This is a genomic window from Bradyrhizobium sp. WSM471, assembly GCF_000244915.1.
Classification (GTDB): domain Bacteria; phylum Pseudomonadota; class Alphaproteobacteria; order Rhizobiales; family Xanthobacteraceae; genus Bradyrhizobium.
The window spans coordinates 4,707,533-4,728,267 of record NZ_CM001442.1; the positions used below are offsets into that span (position 1 = coordinate 4,707,533).

A 20,735-nucleotide genomic window follows, 5' to 3' on the forward strand; every position below is an offset into this window, starting at 1 on the left:
TCGAGCGATCGATAGCAGTCTTTTACTCAGTAGCGGCCGAGGCTCGGGCCACCGAACTTGTAGTTCAGGCGGACGAGGCCCATGTCGACGTCCTGACGGATGCGATCGGTCGAAGGCACCAGCGCGAAGGTGACGTTCTTGTCCTGCAGGAACAAGTGGTTGTACTCGACGCCAACCGACCAGTTCGGGGCGAAACCGTACTCGAGGCCGGCACCGATCGTGCCACCCCAGCGGGTCTGATCGTTCGAGGACAGCAGTGCGCCGCCCGTGGTCGAGACTTCATACTTGCCGCCGACGACAGCCGCACCGCCCTTGGCGTAAATGAGGACGTTGTTCCAGGCGTAGCCGATCTGACCGGTGATCAGACCGAACGAGTCGATCTTGGAACGGTTGCGGGTCGCGAACAGCGCGCTGACGTTGTCGCCCGAGAAGTCAGCCCAGTTGCCCTGACCTTCGATACCGAACACCCACTGGCCCGACTGCATGCGATAGCCGATCTGGCCACCGACCGTGCCGCCGGTCGCATCGTGCGAACCCTCGCGGCCACCGCCGACGAGATCCCAGGTCGAATGTGCGGAACCGCCGCCGCCGTTGATACCGATGTAGAAGCCGCTCCAGTCGTAGATCGCGGCGACCATCGCCGGCGCCTTGGTGTAAGGCCGCGCAGCGAGGTCAGCAGCCACCGCCGGTGCAGCCGCGCCGAGCGCGACAAGGCTCACAGCAGCAAGCAACAGATTCTTGTTCATTTGATTCCCGTTCCAGTTTCGTTAGGCCCCCGGGCCGTGGCGTCGTCATAGCAGCGCTCGACGGAATTGCTGTAACCTCGACGCCACAGTTCGCGCCAAAGGGTCGCGCTTCATTAATGAAGATTTACCGTGCGCGCTGGAAACCCTTTGAAACAAGTGGTTTCACGAGTTCCGATATCGCCTACACGACATACACAGCACGCGCGCGTGACAACGTCGCGCGCACGTTCGCGTGATTGGACAACGAATGCGGAGACGAATTGCTCTCCCCATTGTCGCCACATTTTCGCTCGCCCTCGCCACATTTACGCTCACGCTCGGCGCAAGCGCGCCGGCGCGCGCGTTCGGGACCTATCATCCTTTCTGCGTTACCGGGGATGAATGGCCGGGGCTGAGCAATTCACCGCGCTATTTGCTGCGTTGAGATGCGCCGCGCTCGTCCAATTGAAGCGGACGAGCAAACCAAGAAGCCCGGTGTTCGCGTCGTGCTCACAAATCGGGACGCTGATATGCGGCCTGCCTTGCGTTGAGCGTCCAGTGTTGACGCCGACCGATCCGGGTTTAACTAGGACGGAGAAATCTTGCAGGGGTGGCGACGTTCGCTGGGCTGGTTCCCGTTGACGCCACCATTGCAGGACATATGACGACATCGAAGCAAGCGACCTCGCCGCGCGCGACCGCCGCCTCCGCGCCCCCTCATCTCGCCATCGTCCTGTTCTCGCTCGCGATGGGCGGCTTTGCGATCGGGACCACCGAATTCGCGTCGATGAGCCTGTTGCCGTTCTTCGCGGCCGATCTCGGGGTCGACGAGCCGACGGCGGGGCACGCGATCAGCGCCTACGCCCTCGGCGTCGTGCTGGGCGCACCGCTGATCGCCGTGCTCGGCGCACGGTTCGCGCGGCGCGCGCAGCTATTGGTTCTGATGGCCGTGTTCGCGCTCGGCAACACCCTCACCGCGCTGGCGCCGGGCTTTGGCTCGATGATCGCGGCGCGTTTTCTCTCGGGATTGCCGCATGGCGCCTATTTCGGCATCGCCGCGCTGGTCGCGGCCTCGCTGGTCCCTCAACATCGTCGCTCGCAGGCGATCGGCCAGGTGATGCTCGGCTTGACCGGCGCCACCATCGTCGGTGTGCCGCTCGCCAATCTGATTGGGCAGGCGATCGGCTGGCGCGCGAGCTTCGGCCTCGTGTCGGTGCTGGCCTTGCTCACGGTGCTGCTGTGCGCCCTGTTCGCGCCGCGCGACCAGGCTGGCCGGTCCGATCCCCTGCGAGAGCTCGGAGCGTTGCGAAGCGGCCGCGTCTGGATCACGCTGGCGATCGGCGCCATCGGCTTCGGCGGCATGTTCGCCGTCTACACTTATCTCGCGACGACGCTGATCGAGGTGACCAAGGTCAGCCCGGCGGTCATTCCGTTTTTTCTGGCCGTGTTCGGCATCGGCGCCACGCTCGGCAATCTGGTCGTGCCGCGCTTTGCCGACCGCGCGCTGATGCCGACGGCGGGTTGCATCCTGCTGTTCTCGGCGGTCGCGCTCTCCGTGTTTCCGCTCGCCGCCGGCAATCCCTGGGCGCTGGCGGCAGACGTCTTCGCGATCGGCGCCAGCGTCTCGCTCGGCGCCATCCTCCAGACGCGCCTGATGGACGTCGCGGGAGACGCGCAGGCGCTCGCCGCCGCACTCAACCATTCGGCGTTCAACACAGCCAATGCGCTCGGCCCGTTCCTCGGCGGTCTCGCCATTCGCGAGGGCTGGGGTGGACCTCCACCGGTCCCGTCGGCGCCGCGCTGGCAGTTCTGGGTTTCCTGATCTGGATTGTCGCCTATCGCGACGCCAAATCTGTTCCGGTCGATATCAGCTCGGGACGCAAGACCGCCTTACCCGAGACTCCTCCGGCGAGACGTGCACCGCCGCTGGCGCCGGACGATCGAAGCCGTTCGGATGCTGCGCGAGATCCGGTGGCTTGAGGACGCCTCCTTAACCAGCCATCGTCACGATCAACGGTCCGCTTCGCGTGGCGATCACAGTGTGCTCGTATTGAACGGTCGGCGCCTCGGGGCTGCTGTAGAGCGTCCACGGATCATCGCCATCCTGTGCCCATTCGGCGCCAAGGGACAGGAACGGCTCGACGGTGAACACGAGGCCTTCGCTCATGACGCGGCGTTCGGAGCGGTCGGGCCATGTTGCGATCTCCGTCGGCTCCTCGTGGAGCGACAGGCCGACGCCGTGACTCGCAAGATTCCTGACCAGGCTGTAACCGTTCTTCCGCGCAAAGGTCCCGATGGCCTGACCGATACCGGCGATCGGTTTGCCGGCTCCGACCTGCTGCAGGCCCGTCCACATCGCGCGCCGGCCATCCCTGCAAAGACGTTCGACCGCTCGCGTTGCGGGTGGAACGGCGAACGAGGCTCCCGTATCCGCAAAGAAGCCGTTCTTCTCGGCCGACACGTCGATGTTCACGAGGTCCCCACGCGCGATCCGCCGATCGCCCGGGATGCCATGAGCGATCTCCTCGTTCACGCTGATGCAGGTTGCGCCCGGAAAGTCGTAGGCCAGCTCCGGCGCCGAACGTGCGCCGGCAGCCTCCAGCAGCGTTCGCCCGATCCGGTCGAGCTCGGAGGTGGTCATGCCCGGCTCGAGCGCCTTCCCCATTGCCTCCAGGGTATTGGCGACGATTCGCCCGATCTCTTTCAGGCGCGCGAGGTCGTTGTCATCCGAGATTGTCATGTCATGCTCTTCCGAAAGCCGGGACATAGCCCTTGTGACGACGGCTTGCAAACGGGAGAGATCGTTTGCGAAGCGCGTTCATATCTCGTCGAGCAAGCTGCGGACTTTGGCAGCCAGGTCATCGATAGCGAAGGGCTTCGGAAGCAGATGCTTGCCGGCATCGAGCACGCCATTGTGAACGATTGCATTGCGCGTGTAGCCGGTGGTGAACAGCACTTTCAGCTCCGGGTACCGTCTTGACAGCTCGGCCGCCAGTTCGGCGCCCGTCATGTCGGGCATGACGACATCCGTGAACAGCAGATCTGGAACGAAGCCATTCTCGATCGTCCTGATCGCCTCTTTGGCGCTGGCTGCCTCGATGACGGTGTAGCCAAGTTCGCGCAGGCTTTCCGAAGACATGCTGCGGACGCGCTCGTCGTCCTCCACGACGAGAATGGTTTCATTCTGATGGCTTGCACCGGCGGCTATGTCTTCCTGCGACAGATCTGAGCCCGCCTCCTCGCCAGCGAAGCGTGGAAGGTAGATCTTCACGGTCGTGCCAACATCGACTTCCGAGTCGATTTTGACATGGCCGCCCGACTGCCGCACGAAACCGTAGACCTGGCTGAGGCCGAGGCCGGTCCCCTTGCCCACAACCTTGGTCGTGAAAAACGGATCGAACACCTTGCCCAGCACATCGGACTGAATTCCCGTGCCGTTGTCCGTCACGGCCACGAGAACGTACTGCCCGGGTGCGAGTGCGTACTCGCGAGCATACATTAGATCGATCGAGGCATTGCTGGTTTCTATCGTCAGCCTGCCGCCCTTTGGCATGGCATCGCGCGCATTGACCGCGAGATTGATCATGGCGCTTTCGAGCTGGGCCGGGTCTGCCTTGACCCGCCAGAGGCCAGCCGCCAGGACCGTCTCGAGGCGGATAAGCTCGCCAAGCGATCTCTCGAGCAGTTCGCTCATCCCGCCGACCATCTTGTTGATGTCCACGATTTCAGGCGCGAGCGGCTGTTGGCGCGAGAACGCGAGCAGCCGCTGCGTCAACGTGGCTGCGCGATTTGCACCGTCGATCGCGCCCTCGATGAAGCGGTCTATGCTGACCTCTCCCCTGCCGAGCCGCCGCTTGGCAAGATTCAGGCTGCCGAGAATTACGGCGAGCATATTGTTGAAGTCGTGGGCAATGCCTCCGGTCAATTGCCCGACGGCTTCCATCTTCTGGGATTGCCGCAATTGCTCTTCAGCTTTCATGCGCTCGGCAATTTCGTCGGCAACACGTTGCTCCAATCCGGCATTGAGCGCCTCGAGCCGGGTCAAGAGCTGGGCGTTGTCGATGGCGGTGGCGGCATGGCCCGCAATACCAAGCAAGGCGGCCTCATGCTCGGCCTGGAATTTGCCCGTCTCGGCGTGGCCGAAGAAAAGTCCGCCGAGGACTTCGCCGGTTCGCGAGATCACAGGGACCGCCAGGTAGGATCGGACCGGAAGATGGCCCTCGGGCATGCCTTTCCGCGGCGCGTTCTTGCCGTAGCGGGGGTCCTGCAGGATATCGTCGGACCTCACCACGCCGGAGCCCTCGAAGGTCGGGCCAAAGACGGCGGTGTTGCGGGGCATCGGAAAGTTTTCAAACGCGGATCGCGGCGCACCCGACAGCGAATACAGCATGTAGCTGCCGCCATCCGGCGCCAGAACGTTGTAGAAAAAGGCGCCGAATTGAGCCCCGGTGAGGCCGACGCCGGCATCCGTCACGATCTGGACGATCTTGTCGAGGTCGCGTTCGCGAGAGACCGAAGCCCCGGTATCATTCAGTAGTCTAAGATGACGCTCGGTTTTCTTTTGCGCAGTGATATCCAGAACCGTTCCGATGAACCGAACAGCCTGGCCGTTGGCAAAGATGGCTTGACCGGTCGCGACGATCCAGCGTTCGACCCCGTCCTCGATGCCGATGGTTCGGTATTCCATATTGTAGGTCGTCGGCGCGTGCGGCGTCAGGGCTGCGGACACGGCCTCGTGGGCGCGCTGCCTGTCCTCGGGATGGAGGCCCTTCAGGAACGACCCTTCATAGCTGACTTCGGCGTCCGGCCGTAGACCGAACACCTCCCTGCAGCGGCTATCCCATCGAAGAACGTTGTTCACAGGGTCGTAGTCCCAGGTGCCGATACCAGCCGCCTTGTTCGCAAGCGTCAGTCGTTCGGCAGCCTCCCGCGCTGCCTGTTCCGATCGAACGCGCTCGATGTGGGCCCACGATCGCTCGGTCACTTCAGTGAGCAAGGCGAGCTCGCGCGGCGTCCACCGGTGAGGGCCGCGGTGATGAATCGCCATCAAGGCGGTCAGTCGCCCTTCTTTCACCAAGGGCATGCAAATCGTCGAACCGATCCCGATGTTCTGGAAAGTGGCGGCTTCGTCCGGCGCAATCTCCCTCAAATTGTCATTGATGATGAGCGGCCTGCCCGCGCCCAACTCTCGCACCGCCTTCTTGCCGAAGTCGGCCAGACTGTAGTGACCGAGGATATGCATTGCGCCGGGCGCGGCCCAATCGCCCCGTATCGTGAAGCCGTCCTGATCCGGGTCCATGTCGGCATAGGCGCAGTTCGAGACGCCGAGATGCTCGCCGACCATTTTGGTCGTGACCGCCATCACGCCGTCGGCATCGCGCGTCCTGGCCGTCTCCTTGTTGAGTGCGTCCAGGAAAACAAGCCGGGCTTCGTTCTCCCGCACAGCCGTCTCCGCACGGCGGCGCTCTACCGCCGTGCGCGTCCGCTCGGCAACGTCGCGAATAAGCTCCAGCTCTTCAGAGCTCCATTCGCGCGGCCCGGCATTGTTCAAATACAGCAGCGCCACGACCCCATCGGGCTCCGAGATCGGCATGTTGACGAGCGCGCGCGCAGAGATCGCCGCAAGGGCCTCGGCACGATCGCCGACGCGAGGGTCTTTTTCCGCATCGGCACAGATGACGGTCTCGCCCCGCTTGAGATCTTCGATGTAGCTGCCATAGTCGCGGAAGCGCAGCACGCCTGCGAGGCTCAGGATGCCCGGTGCGTTCCAGTCGCGGACAATGGTGATGGTCTCGGCTGAGGTGTCGACGGTGCCATAGCCCGCCCGGCTGACGTTGAGGCTGCGGCCGAGCAGCTCTGCCGCAGCATAGGCGAGATCGTCGGGATTGCTGATCTCTCGGATGTAGTCGCCGAGTGTGGCTAAGACGGAATTGCGATCGGCCGAGCGGACCCCGGTCGCTGTCGTCATTGGTCTTCCCCTGCCACTTTCCCAGCTCCACGATGAGCTAGCTGCTTGCTCGTCCCGCTGCTGTTCGCTTCCACCAAAGGTAGCCCGCCTGAACTTCGAGTGATGCAGGCGGGTCGCGCAAATTGTCTGCGCGATAACCGCATGATGGCATTTAGGTTCCGCCATCACCCATAGTGGGCACCATGCCGACCCCAACATCCATCTGGTCGCTCAAGGTGGTCGGCTAGTGATCCAAGCCGCGTGCCCGTACGCATCGGTCACCGTCCTAAACCGGCGTATAGATCACCAGCTTCAGCGCCGGATCGTCATTGGCCTGAAAGCTGGTGTGCTCGAACCGGAGCACGCCCTTGGTCGGATGGTTCATGATCTTGAGGCCCGCGGCGGTGCTGCGGATCTCGTGCGCTTCCCACCATTTGACGAATTCCGGACTGCCCTCACGCAGCCGCGTCAGCAATTCCGTAAAGGCGGGATCGCCGGCCCAGACGTCGTGAGTGGCGCGAAACATCGCGACCATGCTCTTGGCAACATCGGCCCAGCCGGCACCGTAGAATTTTCGCGTCTGCTTGTTCGTCATCACCAGCAGCAGCGTGTTGCGGTCCTGCTCGGGCAATTGTCCGAACCCGAAGATCTCCTCGGCCGCCGCGTTCCAGGCCAGCACGTCCCAGCGCCGCCCCGTGATGTAGGCCGGCTGCGCCAGGCTCTCGATCATCCGCCGAACCGGCGGCGGCACGATCTCGCGCGTGAACGCGCGCCTGTCGCCGTCGCGCGCGAGCGCCTTGAGATGGGCGTGCTCGGTCTTGCTGAGGCGTAGCGCACGCGCCAGCGCGTCGACGGTGGTGACCGAGGGGCTGACGGTGCGGCCCTGTTCGAGCCGGATGTACCAGTCGACGCCGATGCCGGCGAGCTGCGCGACCTCCTCGCGGCGCAGGCCCGCCGTGCGGCGCCGCCGGCCCGCGGGAAGCCCGACCATCTTCGGCGACAGCTTTTCGCGGCGGGACCTGAGAAAGTCGCCGAATTCGACGCGGCGTGGGTCGGCCATGGTGACGTGCCTCGATGGAGGGCCTCGGGAATACTAGGATAATACCAGGCCTTCCCTGGCCTGGAAAGCCGGCGCATATGGGCTTCACCCCACTTTGAGGTGAGATCATGAAAGCTGCCGTATTGAAGTCATTTGGATCGCCCCTTGCGATCGAGGAAGCCGCGGACCCTGTGCTCGGCACGGGCGAGGTCATCGTGGACGTCATCGCAACGCGGGTGCTGTCCTACATGAACGAGGTCTTCAGCGGCGCGCGCAACTATGCGCTCGACCTGCCGATCATCCCTGGGCCAGGCGGCATCGGCAGAGTGCGCGCCATCGGCCCGGACGCGACGAAGCTCAGCGTTGGCGACTGGGTGTTCTGCGACCCGACGGTGCGTTCGCGCGACGACGCCGCGGCGCCCGACATTGCCCTGCAAGGACTCACCGCCCCCGGTGCCGGCGCCATGCGCCTGCAACAGCATTTTCGCCACGGCTCCTTCGCCGAGCAGATGCGGGTGCCGACGGAGAACGTAAAGCGCCTGGGCCAAATTACGTCCGACGAAGCCACGCGATGGTGCGCGCTGGGGACGCTGCTGGTGCCCTATGGCGGCTTCCTTGCCACCAACCTTGAGCCCGGCGAGACCGTGCTGGTGAGCGGCGCCACCGGCAATTTCGGCAGCGCAGCCGTCTCGGTCGCGCTTGCGATGGGCGCAGCCTGCGTGGTCGCGCCCGGTCGCAACGAGACTATTCTCGCCGACCTCGTCCGCCGCTTCGGCGATCGCGTCAAGCCGGTCAGGCTCTCCGGCAATGAGGACGACGACCGCGAGCGCATGAAGCGTGCGGCACCCGGTCCGATCGACTGCGTGCTCGACATCATGCCACCCTCGGTGAGTACGAATGTGGTGCGCGCGGCGATCATGACGGTGCGCGCTTACGGCCGCGTCGTGCTGATGGGTGGTGTCGGCATGGCCGGCGGCGCGGGCCTCGAGCTGCCCTATCCCTGGATCATGCGCAACTGCATCAGCATTCACGGCGTCTGGATGTATCCGCCGGATGCGGCAGGCCGCCTGATCGCGCTGGTGCGCGCGGGACTGCTCAGGCTGGAGGAGTACGAGGCCACCACCTTCGACCTCGACCACGCCAATGAGGCGGTAGCCCATGCCGCCGCCAATGGCGGGCCGTTCAAATTGACGGTGATCCGGCCTTGAACGCCCCGGGGAGCGCCATTTTTTCGTCAGTCCGGCCAAGCACTTGGCTACTGTGCATGGGGTTGTTTTCGCGTTTTTTTATTCGAGCTCGATGACCTGGCCGTTCGACAGCGACACGCGGCGGTCCATCCGGCCGGCGAGCTCCATGTTGTGGGTCGCGATCAGCATGGAGACCTTGGTCGCCTTGACGAGCTGCATCAGGGCCTGGAAGACGTGGTCCGCGGTGTGCGGATCGAGATTGCCGGTCGGCTCGTCCGCGAACAGCACCCGCGGAGCATTGGCCACCGCGCGCGCGATCGCAACGCGCTGCTGCTCGCCGCCCGATAGTTCGGACGGACGGTGCGTGATGCGCTCGCCGAGGCCGAGATAGCCGAGGATTTCCTTGGCGCGCTTGACGCTCTCGGACTTCTTGAGGCCGCGGATCATCTGCGGCAGCATGACGTTCTCCAGCGCCGAGAACTCCGGCAGCAGCCGGTGCGACTGGTAGACGAAGCCGATATCGGTGCGGCGAAGCTGGGTGCGCTCGATGTCGGGCAGTTGCGAGGTCGGCGCGCCATTGACATAGACCTCGCCGGAATCGGGCGCTTCCAACAGTCCCGCGATATGCAGCAGCGTCGACTTGCCCGAGCCGGACGGCGCCACCAGCGCGACGGATTGGCCCGCCCACAGCGCGAGCTTGGCGCCGTCGAGGATCGTCAGCGGCACCTCACCCTGCAAGTACTGTCGCTTTATCTCGTGGAGATAAATGACCGGTACATCTTCCGCCCCCTGGCTCTCCATCAGCCCCTCACTCGTACCGCAGCGCTTCGACGGGATCGAGGCGCGCGGCGCGCCAGGACGGGTATAGCGTCGCCAGGAACGACAGCGTCAGCGCCATGATGACGACGGCCGAGGTCTCGCCGATGTCGATCTCGGCGGGCAGCTTCGACAGGAAATACAGCTCTGGCGAAAACAGTTCGGTGCTGGTCAGCCAGGACAGGAATTGCCGGATCGACTCGATGTTGAGGCAGATCACCAGCCCGACGATGAAGCCGACCATCGTACCGACCACGCCGATCGAGGCGCCCGTGATCAGGAAGATGCGCATGATCGAGCCTTGCGAGGCCCCCATCGTGCGCAGGATCGCGATGTCGCTGCCCTTGTCCTTCACCAGCATGATCAGGCCGGAAACGATGTTGAGCGCCGCGACCAGCACGATCATGGTGAGGATCAGGAACATCACGTTGCGTTCGACCTGGAGCGCGTTGAAGAAGGTCGAGTTGCGCTGGCGCCAGTCCACCAGGAACACCGGCCGGCCCGCCGCCTCCGTCACGGCCTGGCGGAACGCGACGATCTGATCCGGGTTGGTGGTGAAGACCTCGATCGAGGTGACGTCGTTGCTGCGGTTGAAATAGGCCTGCGCCTCTGCGAGCGGCATGAACACGAAGCCGAGATCATACTCGGACATGCCGATCTCGAACACCGCGGCGATCTTGTACGGCTTGATGCGCGGCGTCGTGCCCATCGGGGTGACCGCGCCCTTCGGCGCCACCAGCGTGATGCTGTCGCCGGCGTGCAGCGACAGCTGGTCGGCGAGGCGCCGGCCGATCGCAACCCCCTGCCCGTCGTCGAAGCCCTCGAGCGAGCCCTGCTTGATGTTCTTGGCGATCGAGGTGAGGTTGTTGAGGTCGTCGGAGCGGATGCCGCGCACCAGGACGCCGGAGGCGTTCCACGGCGACGACGCCAGCGCCTGGCCGTCCACCACGGGCGCTGCGAGCCGGATGCCCTGGACCTGACTAAGGCGGTCGGCGACGTCCTTCCAGTCGGTCAGGGGCGATTCCAGCGGCTGGACCAGGATGTGGCCGTTGAGCCCGAGGATCTTGTCGAGCAGCTCCTTGCGGAAGCCGTTCATGACGGCCATGACGATGATCAGCGTCGCCACGCCCAGCATGATACCAAGGAAGGAGAACCCGGCAATAACCGAGATGAATCCCTCCTTGCGGCGCGCGCGTAAGTAACGCGCCGACAGCATCCACTCGAATGGCGCAAAAGGCGCGGTCTGTATCGTCTCGGTCATGGGTTCATCCATCGCTTGATAGTCCCATGATTCGGGGTCAAATGTGGCCGGATTGGCGGCCGCGATCTGGGGCGATGAACAATATTCAGCCAACCAGCCTTATCAGCCCACAAGTCTTGCGACGGCGTCGGCAGGCGACATGGTCTCGCGGGCGCCGTCACTTCGCCGCTTGAGCTCGACTTTGCCGTCGGCAAGCCCTTTCGGCCCGATCATGATCTGCCAGGGGATGCCGATCAGGTCGGCGGCGGCGAATTTGGCTCCGGCGCGCTGGTCGGTGTCGTCGTAGAGCACGTCGACGCCCTTGGCGGACAGCTCCGCATAAAGCTTCTCGCAGGCCGCATCGACCGCGGCATCGCCCTGCTTGAGGTTGAGAATCGACACGCGGAACGGGGCAACGGCCTCCGGCCATTTGATGCCGGCATCGTCATGGCAGGCTTCGATGATGGCGCCGAGCAGGCGCGAGACGCCGACGCCGTAGGAGCCGCCGTGGATCGGCACGTCGACACCGTCGGGGCCCGCGACCAGCGCCTTCATCGCATCGGAATACTTCGTGCCGAAATAGAAGATCTGCCCGACCTCGATACCGCGGGTGTTCACCCGTTTGTCCGCGGGCACTTCCTGCTCGAAGCGCGCGGCGTCGTGAACGTCTTCCGTCGCCGCATAGACCGAGGTCCATTGCTTGATGATCGGCGTCAAATCACTCTCATAGTCGACGTCCTCGCCCGGCACCGGCAGGTCCAGCACGTCGCGATTGATGAAAACGCCGGATTCGCCGGTCTCGGCGAGCACAATGAACTCATGACTGAGATCGCCGCCGATCGGGCCGGTCTCGGCGCGCATCGGGATCGCCTTCAGCCCCATCCGCGCGAAGGTGCGCAAATACGCCACGAACATCTTGTTGTAGGCGACGCGCGCCGCGGCCTCGTTGAGGTCGAACGAATAGGCGTCCTTCATCAGGAACTCGCGGCCGCGCATCACGCCGAAGCGGGGACGCTGCTCGTCGCGGAATTTCCATTGAATATGATAGAGATTCAGCGGCAGGCTCTTGTAGGACTTCACATAGGCGCGGAAGATCTCGGTGATCATTTCCTCGTTGGTCGGCCCGTATAGCAGCTCGCGCTTGTGGCGGTCGGCGATGCGCAGCATCTCGGGGCCATAGGCGTCGTAGCGGCCGCTCTCGCGCCAGAGGTCGGCAAGCTGGAGCGTCGGCATCAACAGCTCAAGCGCGCCGGAGCGGTCCTGCTCCTCGCGCACGATCTGCTCGATCTTCTTGAGCACGCGGAAGCCGAGCGGCAGCCAGGCATAGATGCCGGCGGCCTCCTGCCGGATCATGCCGGCACGCAGCATCAGCCGATGCGAGACGATCTCCGCCTCTTTCGGATTTTCCTTCAGGATGGGCAGAAAGAACCGCGACAACCGCATGGCAATACTCGAGGAATCAGTGATGGCTTGCAGTGAAACCGGATTGGGAGCCAAAACACAAGACCGGGAATGAGGAAAACCCGCTAACACAGCGGAATTCCTGTCATTTTTCCGTCGACTTCAGGTTCGACGCGAGGTGCCGAAGAGCCGGGTTCAGGGCGCCGCCACCTCGAGCTCGTCCTCCAGCGTGATCTTCTCGAAATCGCTCACCAGCGCGTCGATCCGCACATGCCAGCGGCCCGCAAAGGGCAGTTCGACCTTGCGCACGTGCCAGTAGCTGTCCGGCCCGAGCGAGGCGTTCCGCTCCATTGGCTCGATGCCGCGTTCGGGCAGGCTCAGCGTCAGCGTCACCTCCTTGGCCCCGAGCACCGCCCCCTCGCCGGTCATGAGCTGCAGCACGAAATCGTTGATACCCACCTTACCCGGCGAGACCAGGACCTGGAACATCGCCCTGTCGGTGTGGATGTGGATCGCCAGCGGCGTCTCCGGAACGATCGTTCGCGGCGGCGGCGTGAAGCGCCAGCCCGCCACGACGGCCAAGATGCCTAGCGCGATGGCGCATTCGAGCACGATCGAGCGCTTCAGGCTCTGCGCGGCCCCGTGATCCCCCGCCAGAGCCGGAGTCAGGCGAAAGCGGTTGAGCGCGGCAAGCGCCAGCAGCACGAGGACCAGCGCAAGCTTGATCGAGAGGATCAATCCGTAGCGGGTCTCGACCAATGCAGACGGCTTCTCAAGCTGAACGATGGCGAGCGCGAGGCCGGTCAATGCGAGAACGCCAACGACCGGCGCGGCGATGCGAGAAAAGCGGTTTACGACAGGCAAAGCCGCGGCGGGCCGCTTCGACAACAGCGCGACCAGCGGCGCGAGGGCCCCAATCCAGAACGCGACACCGAGACCATGGAGAAAGATTGCCGGCCGAGTCAACAGTTCGGGCGGTGCCGTAGCGGCGTGCCCGGTCATGGCCAGCGACAAGCCGACGCCGACGAAGGCAATGATCGCCAGAGCGCGCGCGCACCACGCGTTGCCTAGCGCCAGCAACGCGAGCAGCATTGCAGTGATGGACACGAGCAAGGCCGGGCCCGCGCTGGTCCCCAATGCGACTCTCCAGGAAGCCATCGTCGCGAGAGCGGATAGCGGTAGGCCGAGGAGATCCAGCCCCAACACGCCAAGGGACACCACCGCGCTCGGGACGCCGATGGCGAGCGCCATGCACGGAACGGTCATGCCGGTCATCGACCACGCAACCCAGCGCGCAAAGAACACGCCGCCGACGCCGACGAACAGGCCAAGATAGAGACCGACCCGCGCCAGCCAGATCAGCACGTTCAATCCGACAGCGGCGTTGGCGAGAGCTTGCGTCCCCGTCGGCATGCCGATCGAGAAGATCACCGATCCCGCGACGGGATGGCCATCCTGCGAGATCACGCGATAGCTGACGACCGCCGTCCCCTGCGGCATGTCAGCCGGCATCGCGACCGAGATGGTCTCGCCCGATGCGTTGACGCGCACATCATCCCGCGCCATGCCCGCGCCGTCGATCAATTGGATGGCACCCGGCGTCACCGCCTCGTTGAAGCGCAACTCCACCGCCTTCGGCGCGTTCGCAAGCATGCTGCCGCTCGGCGGCTCGACCGCGACCAGCGCCGCGTGCGCCGAGACGCCGGTCGCAAAGCCGACACCAAGAAGCAGCGTCGCGAGCGCGGCGAGCAGGCGCATCAGGGTTTTGGCAGGAGTTTTACACCCGGCGCCGGTGACTTGCCCTCGTGCGAATGCCCGGCCCCCTCCGTGGGGATCTCGATCCAGCGGCTGACGCCGGTCTCGCATTCCTGGACGACAGGAAAATACAGCGTCGTGTTCGGCGTCAGGCTCGTGGTGAGGAAGCTGCTGATGACGAACTCATCGTAATTGTGGTCCGGCAGCTTGCCGCCCGACCAGGCCACCTCCTTGACGCCGGAGGAAAGCTTGTTGCCGTGGTAGTCGTACTCATTGGTGTATTTGCCCTCGACCACGTCAACACTCCAGCCCGCCTTCGGCATCGGCTTCACCGCGATCACCCCTTCCGGAATCTGCACCCGGATCTTCACCGTGGGCGATCCCTTGCAGCCGTGCGGCACAGCAAAGACGGCCTTGTAGTAGGAGCCGACCGCCGCCTGTTTGGTCTCTAGCGTGATATGCGCCGCCGCGGGGGACGCCGCGAGCGCGGCGATCAGACTCGCAAGGATTCGATGCATAGTCATGGAAGGCTTGATCTGTTTCATCACATCTTCATTCCCGGATGATCCGGCATTTTCTTCATCATGTGCCCGCCCTCGCCGGGCGCCTGCGCGCCGACGCCCTGGACGTCGAGGGTGACGGCGACCTTACCGGCCTTCTCGAACTGAAGCGTCACCGGCACCTTGTCGCCCTGCTTGAAGGGGCCCTTCAGCTCCTGGAGCATCAGGTGGTAGCTGCCGGGGGCGAACTTCACCGTCTTGCCGGGATCGATCACGAGGCCCTTATCGAGCAGGCGCATCTTCATCACGCCGTTCTCCATCGCCATCTCGTGAACCTCGGCCTTCCCCGCGATATCGGCGGAAACGCTGACCAGCTTGTCGGCCACTGTGCCCTTGTTCTCGATGGTGAGATAGCCGCCGGCGACCTTGGCTCCGCCCGGTGTCGCCCGGCTCCACGCCTGCGAGATGACGAGATCGCCCGCCTTGACGTCGTCGGCCGCCGCTGGTGCCGTGCAGAGCGCGAGAGCGAACGCTGCGATCAGCACATCTTTCAACATCGTCTTCATATCGGTCTTCCCGTTTGCAGATTGACTTTCAGTGTTTGGTGAGTTGTTGCGCAGACCATTTTTCGAAGTCGGCTATCTCGGCCGAGCCTTCAATCGTCGTGATGACTCCATCGCGCGATATGAGCATTGTCCGGGGAATGTCGCCCTGCCAGCCGGGGTCGATCTCGAACCTCAAACGCTCGACAAAACCGTCGTTGAAGATGAAGTTTTCGGTCGTCGACAGCCCCGCTTTATCGAGCATCGATTGCGTCGCCGCCGGCAGGTTCGGCACGAGATCCGCGCTGATCGTGACGACGTCGATCCCGGGATGATTCTTCGCAAATTGCCCGAGCAGCGGCAGCTCGATCTTGCAGGGCCCGCAGGTTACGCCCCAAAAATGCACGAGCGTCGGGCGACCCGCATGCCCGCTCAGCACGCTTTGCCACGTGCCGCGCTCGAAGGGCTTAAGGGCTGGCGCCGCTCCTAGCGCTGACGCTGATGCGATTAAGATACCGAGGCCCAGAAGGCCCACAAACCGACGTTTCATGGTTGGTCCTCGATTGCCGTGAAACGATAGCCGTCCGCCTTCGTCATCCATGACAGGTAGGTCTGTCGGCCATTGGAAACGAGCAAGGGATGATCGGATGTATCGGTCGTGCTCGATATCGTCTTCGGCAGCGACCACGTCTCGCCATCGTCGCGGGAGATCGTCATCTGGACCGAGGTCTTCTCACCATCGAACTCTTTCCAGACCATCAGGGTTCCCGCCGGGCCTGCGAGCAAGAACGGGCGCGTCGGGTTGCGGCCCGGCTGCCCCAGCGCCATCGGCGTGGAAAAGGTGCGGCCTTCGTCGCGCGAGTGGGCGTGGAACAGTCCTTTCCGCACCTTTCCGTTCGTGTACCAGGCAACGTGATAGGTCCCGTTCGGCGCAACCGTGAGGCTCGGCCCATGATGCGGGCAGGCGTTGATCTGCCAGTCGTCGTTGCTGACGCGATGGATCTCGCCGGGTGTCGAGATGTCGGCAAAGGTCATGACTGCGTGATCGCGCACGCCGCCCTCGAAGATGTTTCTGAAGATCACGGCCGGCCGGCCCGCCGTTGCGAATGTCAGCCCCAATCGGCAACATTCGCAGGTGTTGTCACGCGCGAGACCAGCATCCCCGAAAGTGGTGCCCCCATCGCGCGACGAAGCAAAGAACAACCCTGCCCCCTCGTATTTTCGCCCCGCCTCCTTTGCAGGAACACGATTGCGCTTATCGAGCCAGGCCGCAAACACCGTTCCATCCTGATCGAGCGCGAGCGCCTCAAAACGCTGGCTCTCGTTGTTTGCGGTGATGGGCTTCAGCTCCGCAAAGTGCTTTCCGCCGTCGGACGAGCGGGTGTAGAGCACCTGGCCGTTGAAAGCTTCATCCCTGAAGATCGAGAACGCCAGCGCGATGCCCCCATTTCGATCGACCACGATCTTCGGCCGGGCATCCGGCCCCCAATCAAGGTTGAGCCGCTTTGTCGTGACTTGGGTGGGAGGCGAAAAACTCCGCCCTGCATCCTGCGAACTCGCAACTGAAACCTGCCCGCCCGCCATCCAGGCGAGCCACAGCGTTCCATCCGGACCGAATGCAGGCGTCGTCTTGGTCGCGCAACGCAGCGTCGGCTCGTCACAAGCGGCCTCCGACGCATGCTGCGCGTGCATCTGTCCAAGTGCCGCGTCTTGCAAGAAGGCGAGAGCGAGTATCGCCAACAAGCCACTTCGGATCACAGCCGCACTCCCTTTGAGAGCCCGTATCATTTGAACGCCACCTTCATACCCGCAACGAACGTGCGCGGCGAGCCCGCGTAAATCGATCCCGTCGTGTTCGCGAGCACGCTGGCAAGATTTGGAAGGCCGGCTGTGGTCACCGCATTGGTGATGTTGTTTGCCGACGCAACATAAGTGCGATCAAATACGTTCCTGACTTCGAGAAACAGGTTGAGGGATCTGAAGGTGTCTGACACCAGGTCCGTCTTGTAGTGGACGTTCACGTTGATCAGCTCATAGCCCGGCGCTTTCAGCAGATTTGCATTGTCCATGTAGAAGGATTCCTTCCACTGGACTTCGACAAAACCTCCGAGCCCCGTCAGCGACCCCGCGAATTCGTCGTAGCCGATCCTGGCCGTCAGCTCGTTCGGCGAGATTCCGGGGATCTTGTTGCCTGCCCGGTTGAAGCTGAACACCGCGACATTGGTGATGTTCTCCACATACTCGGTGTAGACCTCGTCGAGATAGGTATACGCCGCCATGAACCGCCAGCCCGGATGGAACTTCCAATCGGCAGCAAGTTCGATGCCCCGATGCTCGGATCGCGGTGCGTTGAACATGTAAGTCGCGTTGCTCGCGCTCGGGTTACTGACGGCCTGACTCACCAATTCATTTCGAAAAAACTCGTAAAAGGCCGTCGCGCTCAGTTTGACCGCACTGCTCGGCGTCCAGTCGAAGCCCAGATCGTAGCCGACATTGGTTTGCGTCTGGAGCTGCGTGTTGTTGCCGAAATCACCGCTCGGAAGAACGAACAGATTCGAGACCTGCGGCGTCCCGTATCCGGTCGCTACTCGTCCGCGAAATTGCCATTCTGGATTGAGCCTGTAGAGCAGCGCCAACTCAGGAGCCGTGTTTTCGATCTTGCGATCGGCGGTGGTGGGCACCGGTATCGTCGCTACCGGAACATTGAAGGTGTCGTATTTATAGAGGGTATTGACGCCTCTCAGAATTGTAGTTTCCCAACCAATTCCGGCTATCGCCGTCAAATCAGGAGTGAGCTTCAGTTCCTCCCTCGCCCGTATTCCATAGTTGGATGTATCGCTGAAGGTGTTGGCCTGCAGCAGCCCCAACGTGGCGTTGCCGCCCGGCATGACGTTACGCGTATCGCTCGACGCCACGAGTGTATTGTACCAGGCGCCGATTAATGTGGTGGACTCCATGCCGAAGATTTCGCCACGCTTCGTAATATCGCTCATGTAGTTGTAGGAGGGGAAATCGCCGATGGCGCTGGTCGCGCCGGTCGGCTGGCTGATGTTCCTGTCGTCGAAAACGAACTGGTTTCGCCACGTGGTCGTATTGTCGAAGTCGTGGTCCCATCGTGCTCCGACAATGGTTCGTCGATCGTTTCGCCCGAGACCGGCTTGCGTCGCTGTCTCGATGTCCTTGCCGCCGTTGAAGCCGTTCTTGAAGAGAGACACGGTGGGACATCCGGCGGCCGCCGCCGTACCGCTCGTACACCCCTGCTGGAAGGGATTGGTGTGGAATTGGTTCAGCGACTGCCGGATCGGCAACCGCGCGCTCAGGTCATTATTGATGATCTTGACCGTAAAGCGGTCGTCCGGCGTCGCCTTGAGCGTACCGAGGAAGTTGACGGTCTGCGTATTGAACCAGCTATTGCCGATGTAGCCGTCGCCCCGCGTATCGCTTGCGAACAGCGATCCCTCGAAATTACCGACCTTCTTTCCGGCCGCCAGGTAGTTGTTGAGATAGCCGTAGCTGCCGCCGTCGACGCCATACTCGACGCCGTCGATCGTGCCACCGGGCCGGGTTCGGAAATTGAGCGCGCCGCCGGTCGCGTAGTTTCCATAAAGCGCCGACGAGGGACCGCGGACCACGTCGATCGCGCCATAGGCATGGGGATCGATCAGGTCGCTGCGCGACAGGCCATCCGGCTGCGTCACCGGAAAACCGTCGTCGAAGATCACGAGATTGCGGATGCCAAAGCTATTCCGGGCGTTGGATCCACGGATCGAGATGCCGAAATCGCGGGGGCCGTTCCCCTGCTTGATCGAGATGCCCGGACTATCCCGCAGGACGTCGCTGACCGAAAACGACGGGCGGTTGTCGAACTGGCTCCGATCGATGGTCGTCGCGGTCTGACCGGCCGGCGCCTGATTGACGCCGTCGCGGGCAGCGCTGGCCGTCACGGCCCTGTTTTGGGTGGATACGCTGACGCTTGCGCTTGGCGTCACGGGCCTTGCCGCACGGCCTGCCGATGCAGCGCGCGGTTTCGACGGTCGGCTTATTGGTTTGGGACGGGCAGCCTGCGGGGCCACGACAGTCACCGCGGGAAGCTCGGTATTGCCGCTTTGGGCAAAGGCTCCGCTTGACGAGGCAAGCAGCGCGGCCTGAATGGCAACGACGCTCGCGCCACGGCGAGCATGACAACATAACATGGGGCATTCCTGACGCCGGGCTTTCTCTCCGGCCATTCGACAGCATCAATCGCCTGCGGCGGACCGCGACGATCACGAGAGTCGTCAGGAAAATTGAGGCGGCGCGCGCGCCTGGGCGTTTGTGCCTTTATGGGTCGCGCCGGCGGATGCCTCCACGGCGTGCCATACCACGCGCTCGGCGTGGCGGAAGGGAACGGAAAGCGCGGCGTGCGGCGGCGAATCGAGCGACGCGCCCAATTGCGCCAGGCAACAGAGGGCGCAGGCGCCACCATGCGCGATCGGTGCATCATTCCGGTCGTTCAGGCCGCCCTGCTCGCTCGCGCTGTGGCAGATGACGGCGGCAGAAAGCGGATCGGCCACAGCCTGGCCAGCCGCCAAACAGGCGGCAATCGGCGCCAGCACCTGCATCACCAAAGCGAGCAGGACCAGGGGTAGGAATTTTTGCAGCCGTGCGCGCATCCGCCGAACCATTCGTTCGTCTACTAACTAAACACCGCGCTATGGCCGAGTCGAGCCCGGTTCCGCCGCCTTCTTAATGCAGCGCAAATTCCCCGGAAAACTGTGGTCCGGCCGCCACCAGCAGGGAACCTCCGGCATTTGAGGCAGTCGAGCCCCTGCCCCATCCACAGATTTCTTATATTTGTCATATGCTTACACGGCGGGCCACCCGATCATTTCGTTAAATGCTCGAATTTTGAACATTCGTTGCCGAAAATGATGACAAGTGAGAAAAGTTGATCTAGCATCCCCTTGCTCAGGCTGGCCGCGAGGTCGAAGTCTGGTGGTCCAAGTCTCGGGAGGAGCCCCTGACGCGCAAAATGCAGCGTCGCCCCGCCAATCAAGATCAAATCTTAGAATCGGGGATAATAGGGTCGACACAATTTTCGAGCGGGGCTAGGGCCCCGCTCTTTTTTTGTCTGCGGGGCTGATGCGCCGATGAATCCTTCTCCCAATCCGATCGAACAGAGCCTTGAACTTGCAGCCTCGCGCTGCACCGATCTCACGCCACACGTCTATCAGCGGCTGTTCGAACAGCATCCCGAAACGCGGGCGATGTTCCGCACGCAAGGCAGCGAGCTCGTGATGGGATCGATGCTCGCACTCACGATCGAGGCGATTCTCGACTTCGCCGGTGATCGCCGTGGGCAATTCCGGCTGATCGCGTGCGAGGTCGTATCGCACGATGGCTACGGCACGCCGCGCGAGTTGTTCACCGCCTTCTTCGCCGTCATCAGGGATACACTGCGCGATCTCCTCCGCGATGAATGGTCGTCGGACATCGCACAGGCCTGGGACCGACTGCTCATCGAGATCGACGCGTTCGCCTCCGTTCAGGCCTGACGCTTTGCGCTGCACCAACGCCTCTCGCGGCGACCGTTGATTGCGGATT

16 protein-coding genes and 1 pseudogene are annotated in these 20,735 nt (G+C 63.3%); 3 read left to right on the forward strand and 14 right to left on the reverse strand.

The features are described from left to right. Positions 1-26 precede the first annotated feature (26 nt). A complete protein-coding gene (locus tag BRA471DRAFT_RS20965; protein ID WP_007610903.1) occupies positions 27-746 on the reverse strand; it encodes an outer membrane protein in 720 nt (239 codons plus the stop codon). Between the two features lie 640 nt (positions 747-1,386). On the opposite strand from BRA471DRAFT_RS20965, the pseudogene BRA471DRAFT_RS20970 reads away from it, so the two are divergent. After that, positions 1,387-2,705 (forward strand): annotated as a pseudogene (locus BRA471DRAFT_RS20970) (MFS transporter). A 10-nt stretch (positions 2,706-2,715) separates the two neighbouring features. Here BRA471DRAFT_RS20970 and map read toward each other — a convergent pair. From map to BRA471DRAFT_RS20985, 3 genes are all read right to left on the reverse strand, one after another. Continuing rightward, positions 2,716-3,465, reverse strand: a complete 750-nt coding sequence (map, locus tag BRA471DRAFT_RS20975) for a type I methionyl aminopeptidase (protein ID WP_007610907.1) — start codon at positions 3,463-3,465, stop codon at positions 2,716-2,718. A gap of 78 nt (positions 3,466-3,543) precedes the next feature. Continuing rightward, positions 3,544-6,693 (reverse strand): GAF domain-containing protein, encoded by a 3,150-nt coding sequence (locus BRA471DRAFT_RS20980; protein WP_007610908.1) that lies wholly within the window; start codon positions 6,691-6,693, stop codon positions 3,544-3,546. 265 nt (positions 6,694-6,958) lie between these two features. Further along, the gene (locus tag BRA471DRAFT_RS20985; RefSeq protein ID WP_007610910.1) at positions 6,959-7,732 is read right to left on the reverse strand and encodes a helix-turn-helix transcriptional regulator; all 774 of its coding nucleotides are present in this window, start codon (positions 7,730-7,732) and stop codon (positions 6,959-6,961) included. A gap of 107 nt (positions 7,733-7,839) precedes the next feature. On the opposite strand from BRA471DRAFT_RS20985, the gene BRA471DRAFT_RS20990 reads away from it, so the two are divergent. After that, on the forward strand, positions 7,840-8,919 hold the full coding sequence (locus tag BRA471DRAFT_RS20990) for a zinc-binding alcohol dehydrogenase family protein (protein WP_007610915.1): 1,080 nt from the start codon (positions 7,840-7,842) through the stop codon (positions 8,917-8,919). 78 nt (positions 8,920-8,997) lie between these two features. On the opposite strand, the gene BRA471DRAFT_RS20995 is transcribed toward BRA471DRAFT_RS20990, so the two are convergent. The 10 genes from BRA471DRAFT_RS20995 to BRA471DRAFT_RS21040 all read right to left on the reverse strand — a co-directional run bounded on the left by BRA471DRAFT_RS20995 (position 8,998) and on the right by BRA471DRAFT_RS21040 (position 19,804). Continuing rightward, the gene (locus BRA471DRAFT_RS20995; RefSeq protein ID WP_007610916.1) at positions 8,998-9,699 is read right to left on the reverse strand and encodes an ABC transporter ATP-binding protein; all 702 of its coding nucleotides are present in this window, start codon (positions 9,697-9,699) and stop codon (positions 8,998-9,000) included. A gap of 7 nt (positions 9,700-9,706) precedes the next feature. After that, positions 9,707-10,987, reverse strand: coding sequence for a lipoprotein-releasing ABC transporter permease subunit (locus BRA471DRAFT_RS21000; protein ID WP_035974154.1), 1,281 nt, complete (start codon positions 10,985-10,987; stop codon positions 9,707-9,709). 90 nt (positions 10,988-11,077) lie between these two features. Beyond that, on the reverse strand, positions 11,078-12,397 hold the full coding sequence (gene proS / locus BRA471DRAFT_RS21005; RefSeq protein ID WP_007610920.1) for a proline--tRNA ligase: 1,320 nt from the start codon (positions 12,395-12,397) through the stop codon (positions 11,078-11,080). Positions 12,398-12,550: 153 nt separating this feature from the next. Next, positions 12,551-14,113 carry a CopD family protein gene (locus BRA471DRAFT_RS21010; RefSeq protein ID WP_007610922.1) on the reverse strand — a complete coding sequence of 521 codons (1,563 nt, stop codon included), beginning with the start codon at positions 14,111-14,113 and terminating at the stop codon, positions 12,551-12,553. Then, positions 14,113-14,628, reverse strand: a complete 516-nt coding sequence (locus BRA471DRAFT_RS21015; protein WP_156527303.1) for a YcnI family protein — start codon at positions 14,626-14,628, stop codon at positions 14,113-14,115. Before BRA471DRAFT_RS21015 ends, BRA471DRAFT_RS21010 begins: the two co-directional genes overlap by 1 nt. Before the next feature lie 26 nt (positions 14,629-14,654). Next, positions 14,655-15,176, reverse strand: a complete 522-nt coding sequence (locus BRA471DRAFT_RS21020) for a copper chaperone PCu(A)C (RefSeq protein ID WP_007610926.1) — start codon at positions 15,174-15,176, stop codon at positions 14,655-14,657. Positions 15,177-15,204: 28 nt separating this feature from the next. Beyond that, positions 15,205-15,702: a TlpA disulfide reductase family protein gene (locus BRA471DRAFT_RS21025; RefSeq protein ID WP_007610927.1), complete on the reverse strand. Its 498-nt coding sequence runs from the start codon at positions 15,700-15,702 to the stop codon at positions 15,205-15,207. Continuing rightward, positions 15,699-16,910, reverse strand: a complete 1,212-nt coding sequence (locus BRA471DRAFT_RS21030; RefSeq protein ID WP_007610928.1) for a sialidase family protein — start codon at positions 16,908-16,910, stop codon at positions 15,699-15,701. The genes BRA471DRAFT_RS21025 and BRA471DRAFT_RS21030 overlap by 4 nt, the downstream gene beginning before the upstream one ends. Positions 16,911-16,936: 26 nt before the next feature. Continuing rightward, positions 16,937-19,345 (reverse strand): TonB-dependent receptor, encoded by a 2,409-nt coding sequence (locus tag BRA471DRAFT_RS21035; RefSeq protein WP_007610931.1) that lies wholly within the window; start codon positions 19,343-19,345, stop codon positions 16,937-16,939. A gap of 84 nt (positions 19,346-19,429) precedes the next feature. Further along, entirely contained in the window at positions 19,430-19,804 is a 375-nt protein-coding gene (locus tag BRA471DRAFT_RS21040) for a DUF2946 family protein (RefSeq protein WP_231170948.1), read from the reverse strand. 477 nt (positions 19,805-20,281) lie between these two features. On the opposite strand from BRA471DRAFT_RS21040, the gene BRA471DRAFT_RS21045 reads away from it, so the two are divergent. After that, a complete protein-coding gene (locus BRA471DRAFT_RS21045; RefSeq protein WP_007610937.1) occupies positions 20,282-20,686 on the forward strand; it encodes a globin in 405 nt (134 codons plus the stop codon). The last annotated feature ends 49 nt before the right edge of the window (positions 20,687-20,735 follow it).

What these genes read in the sequence shown, in the direction of transcription:
- BRA471DRAFT_RS20965 (WP_007610903.1), bottom strand. Translation starts at nt 746, where the DNA reads ATGAACAAGAATCTGTTGCTTGCTGCTGTGAGCCTTGTCGCGCTCGGC.
- map (WP_007610907.1), bottom strand. Translation starts at nt 3,465, where the DNA reads ATGACAATCTCGGATGACAACGACCTCGCGCGCCTGAAAGAGATCGGG.
- BRA471DRAFT_RS20980 (WP_007610908.1), bottom strand. Translation starts at nt 6,693, where the DNA reads ATGACGACAGCGACCGGGGTCCGCTCGGCCGATCGCAATTCCGTCTTA.
- BRA471DRAFT_RS20985 (WP_007610910.1), bottom strand. Translation starts at nt 7,732, where the DNA reads ATGGCCGACCCACGCCGCGTCGAATTCGGCGACTTTCTCAGGTCCCGC.
- BRA471DRAFT_RS20990 (WP_007610915.1), top strand. Translation starts at nt 7,840, where the DNA reads ATGAAAGCTGCCGTATTGAAGTCATTTGGATCGCCCCTTGCGATCGAG.
- BRA471DRAFT_RS20995 (WP_007610916.1), bottom strand. Translation starts at nt 9,699, where the DNA reads ATGGAGAGCCAGGGGGCGGAAGATGTACCGGTCATTTATCTCCACGAG.
- BRA471DRAFT_RS21000 (WP_035974154.1), bottom strand. Translation starts at nt 10,987, where the DNA reads ATGGATGAACCCATGACCGAGACGATACAGACCGCGCCTTTTGCGCCA.
- proS (WP_007610920.1), bottom strand. Translation starts at nt 12,397, where the DNA reads ATGCGGTTGTCGCGGTTCTTTCTGCCCATCCTGAAGGAAAATCCGAAA.
- BRA471DRAFT_RS21010 (WP_007610922.1), bottom strand. Translation starts at nt 14,113, where the DNA reads ATGCGCCTGCTCGCCGCGCTCGCGACGCTGCTTCTTGGTGTCGGCTTT.
- BRA471DRAFT_RS21015 (WP_156527303.1), bottom strand. Translation starts at nt 14,628, where the DNA reads ATGCATCGAATCCTTGCGAGTCTGATCGCCGCGCTCGCGGCGTCCCCC.
- BRA471DRAFT_RS21020 (WP_007610926.1), bottom strand. Translation starts at nt 15,176, where the DNA reads ATGAAGACGATGTTGAAAGATGTGCTGATCGCAGCGTTCGCTCTCGCG.
- BRA471DRAFT_RS21025 (WP_007610927.1), bottom strand. Translation starts at nt 15,702, where the DNA reads ATGAAACGTCGGTTTGTGGGCCTTCTGGGCCTCGGTATCTTAATCGCA.
- BRA471DRAFT_RS21035 (WP_007610931.1), bottom strand. Translation starts at nt 19,345, where the DNA reads ATGTTATGTTGTCATGCTCGCCGTGGCGCGAGCGTCGTTGCCATTCAG.
- BRA471DRAFT_RS21040 (WP_231170948.1), bottom strand. Translation starts at nt 19,804, where the DNA reads ATGCGCGCACGGCTGCAAAAATTCCTACCCCTGGTCCTGCTCGCTTTG.
- BRA471DRAFT_RS21045 (WP_007610937.1), top strand. Translation starts at nt 20,282, where the DNA reads ATGAATCCTTCTCCCAATCCGATCGAACAGAGCCTTGAACTTGCAGCC.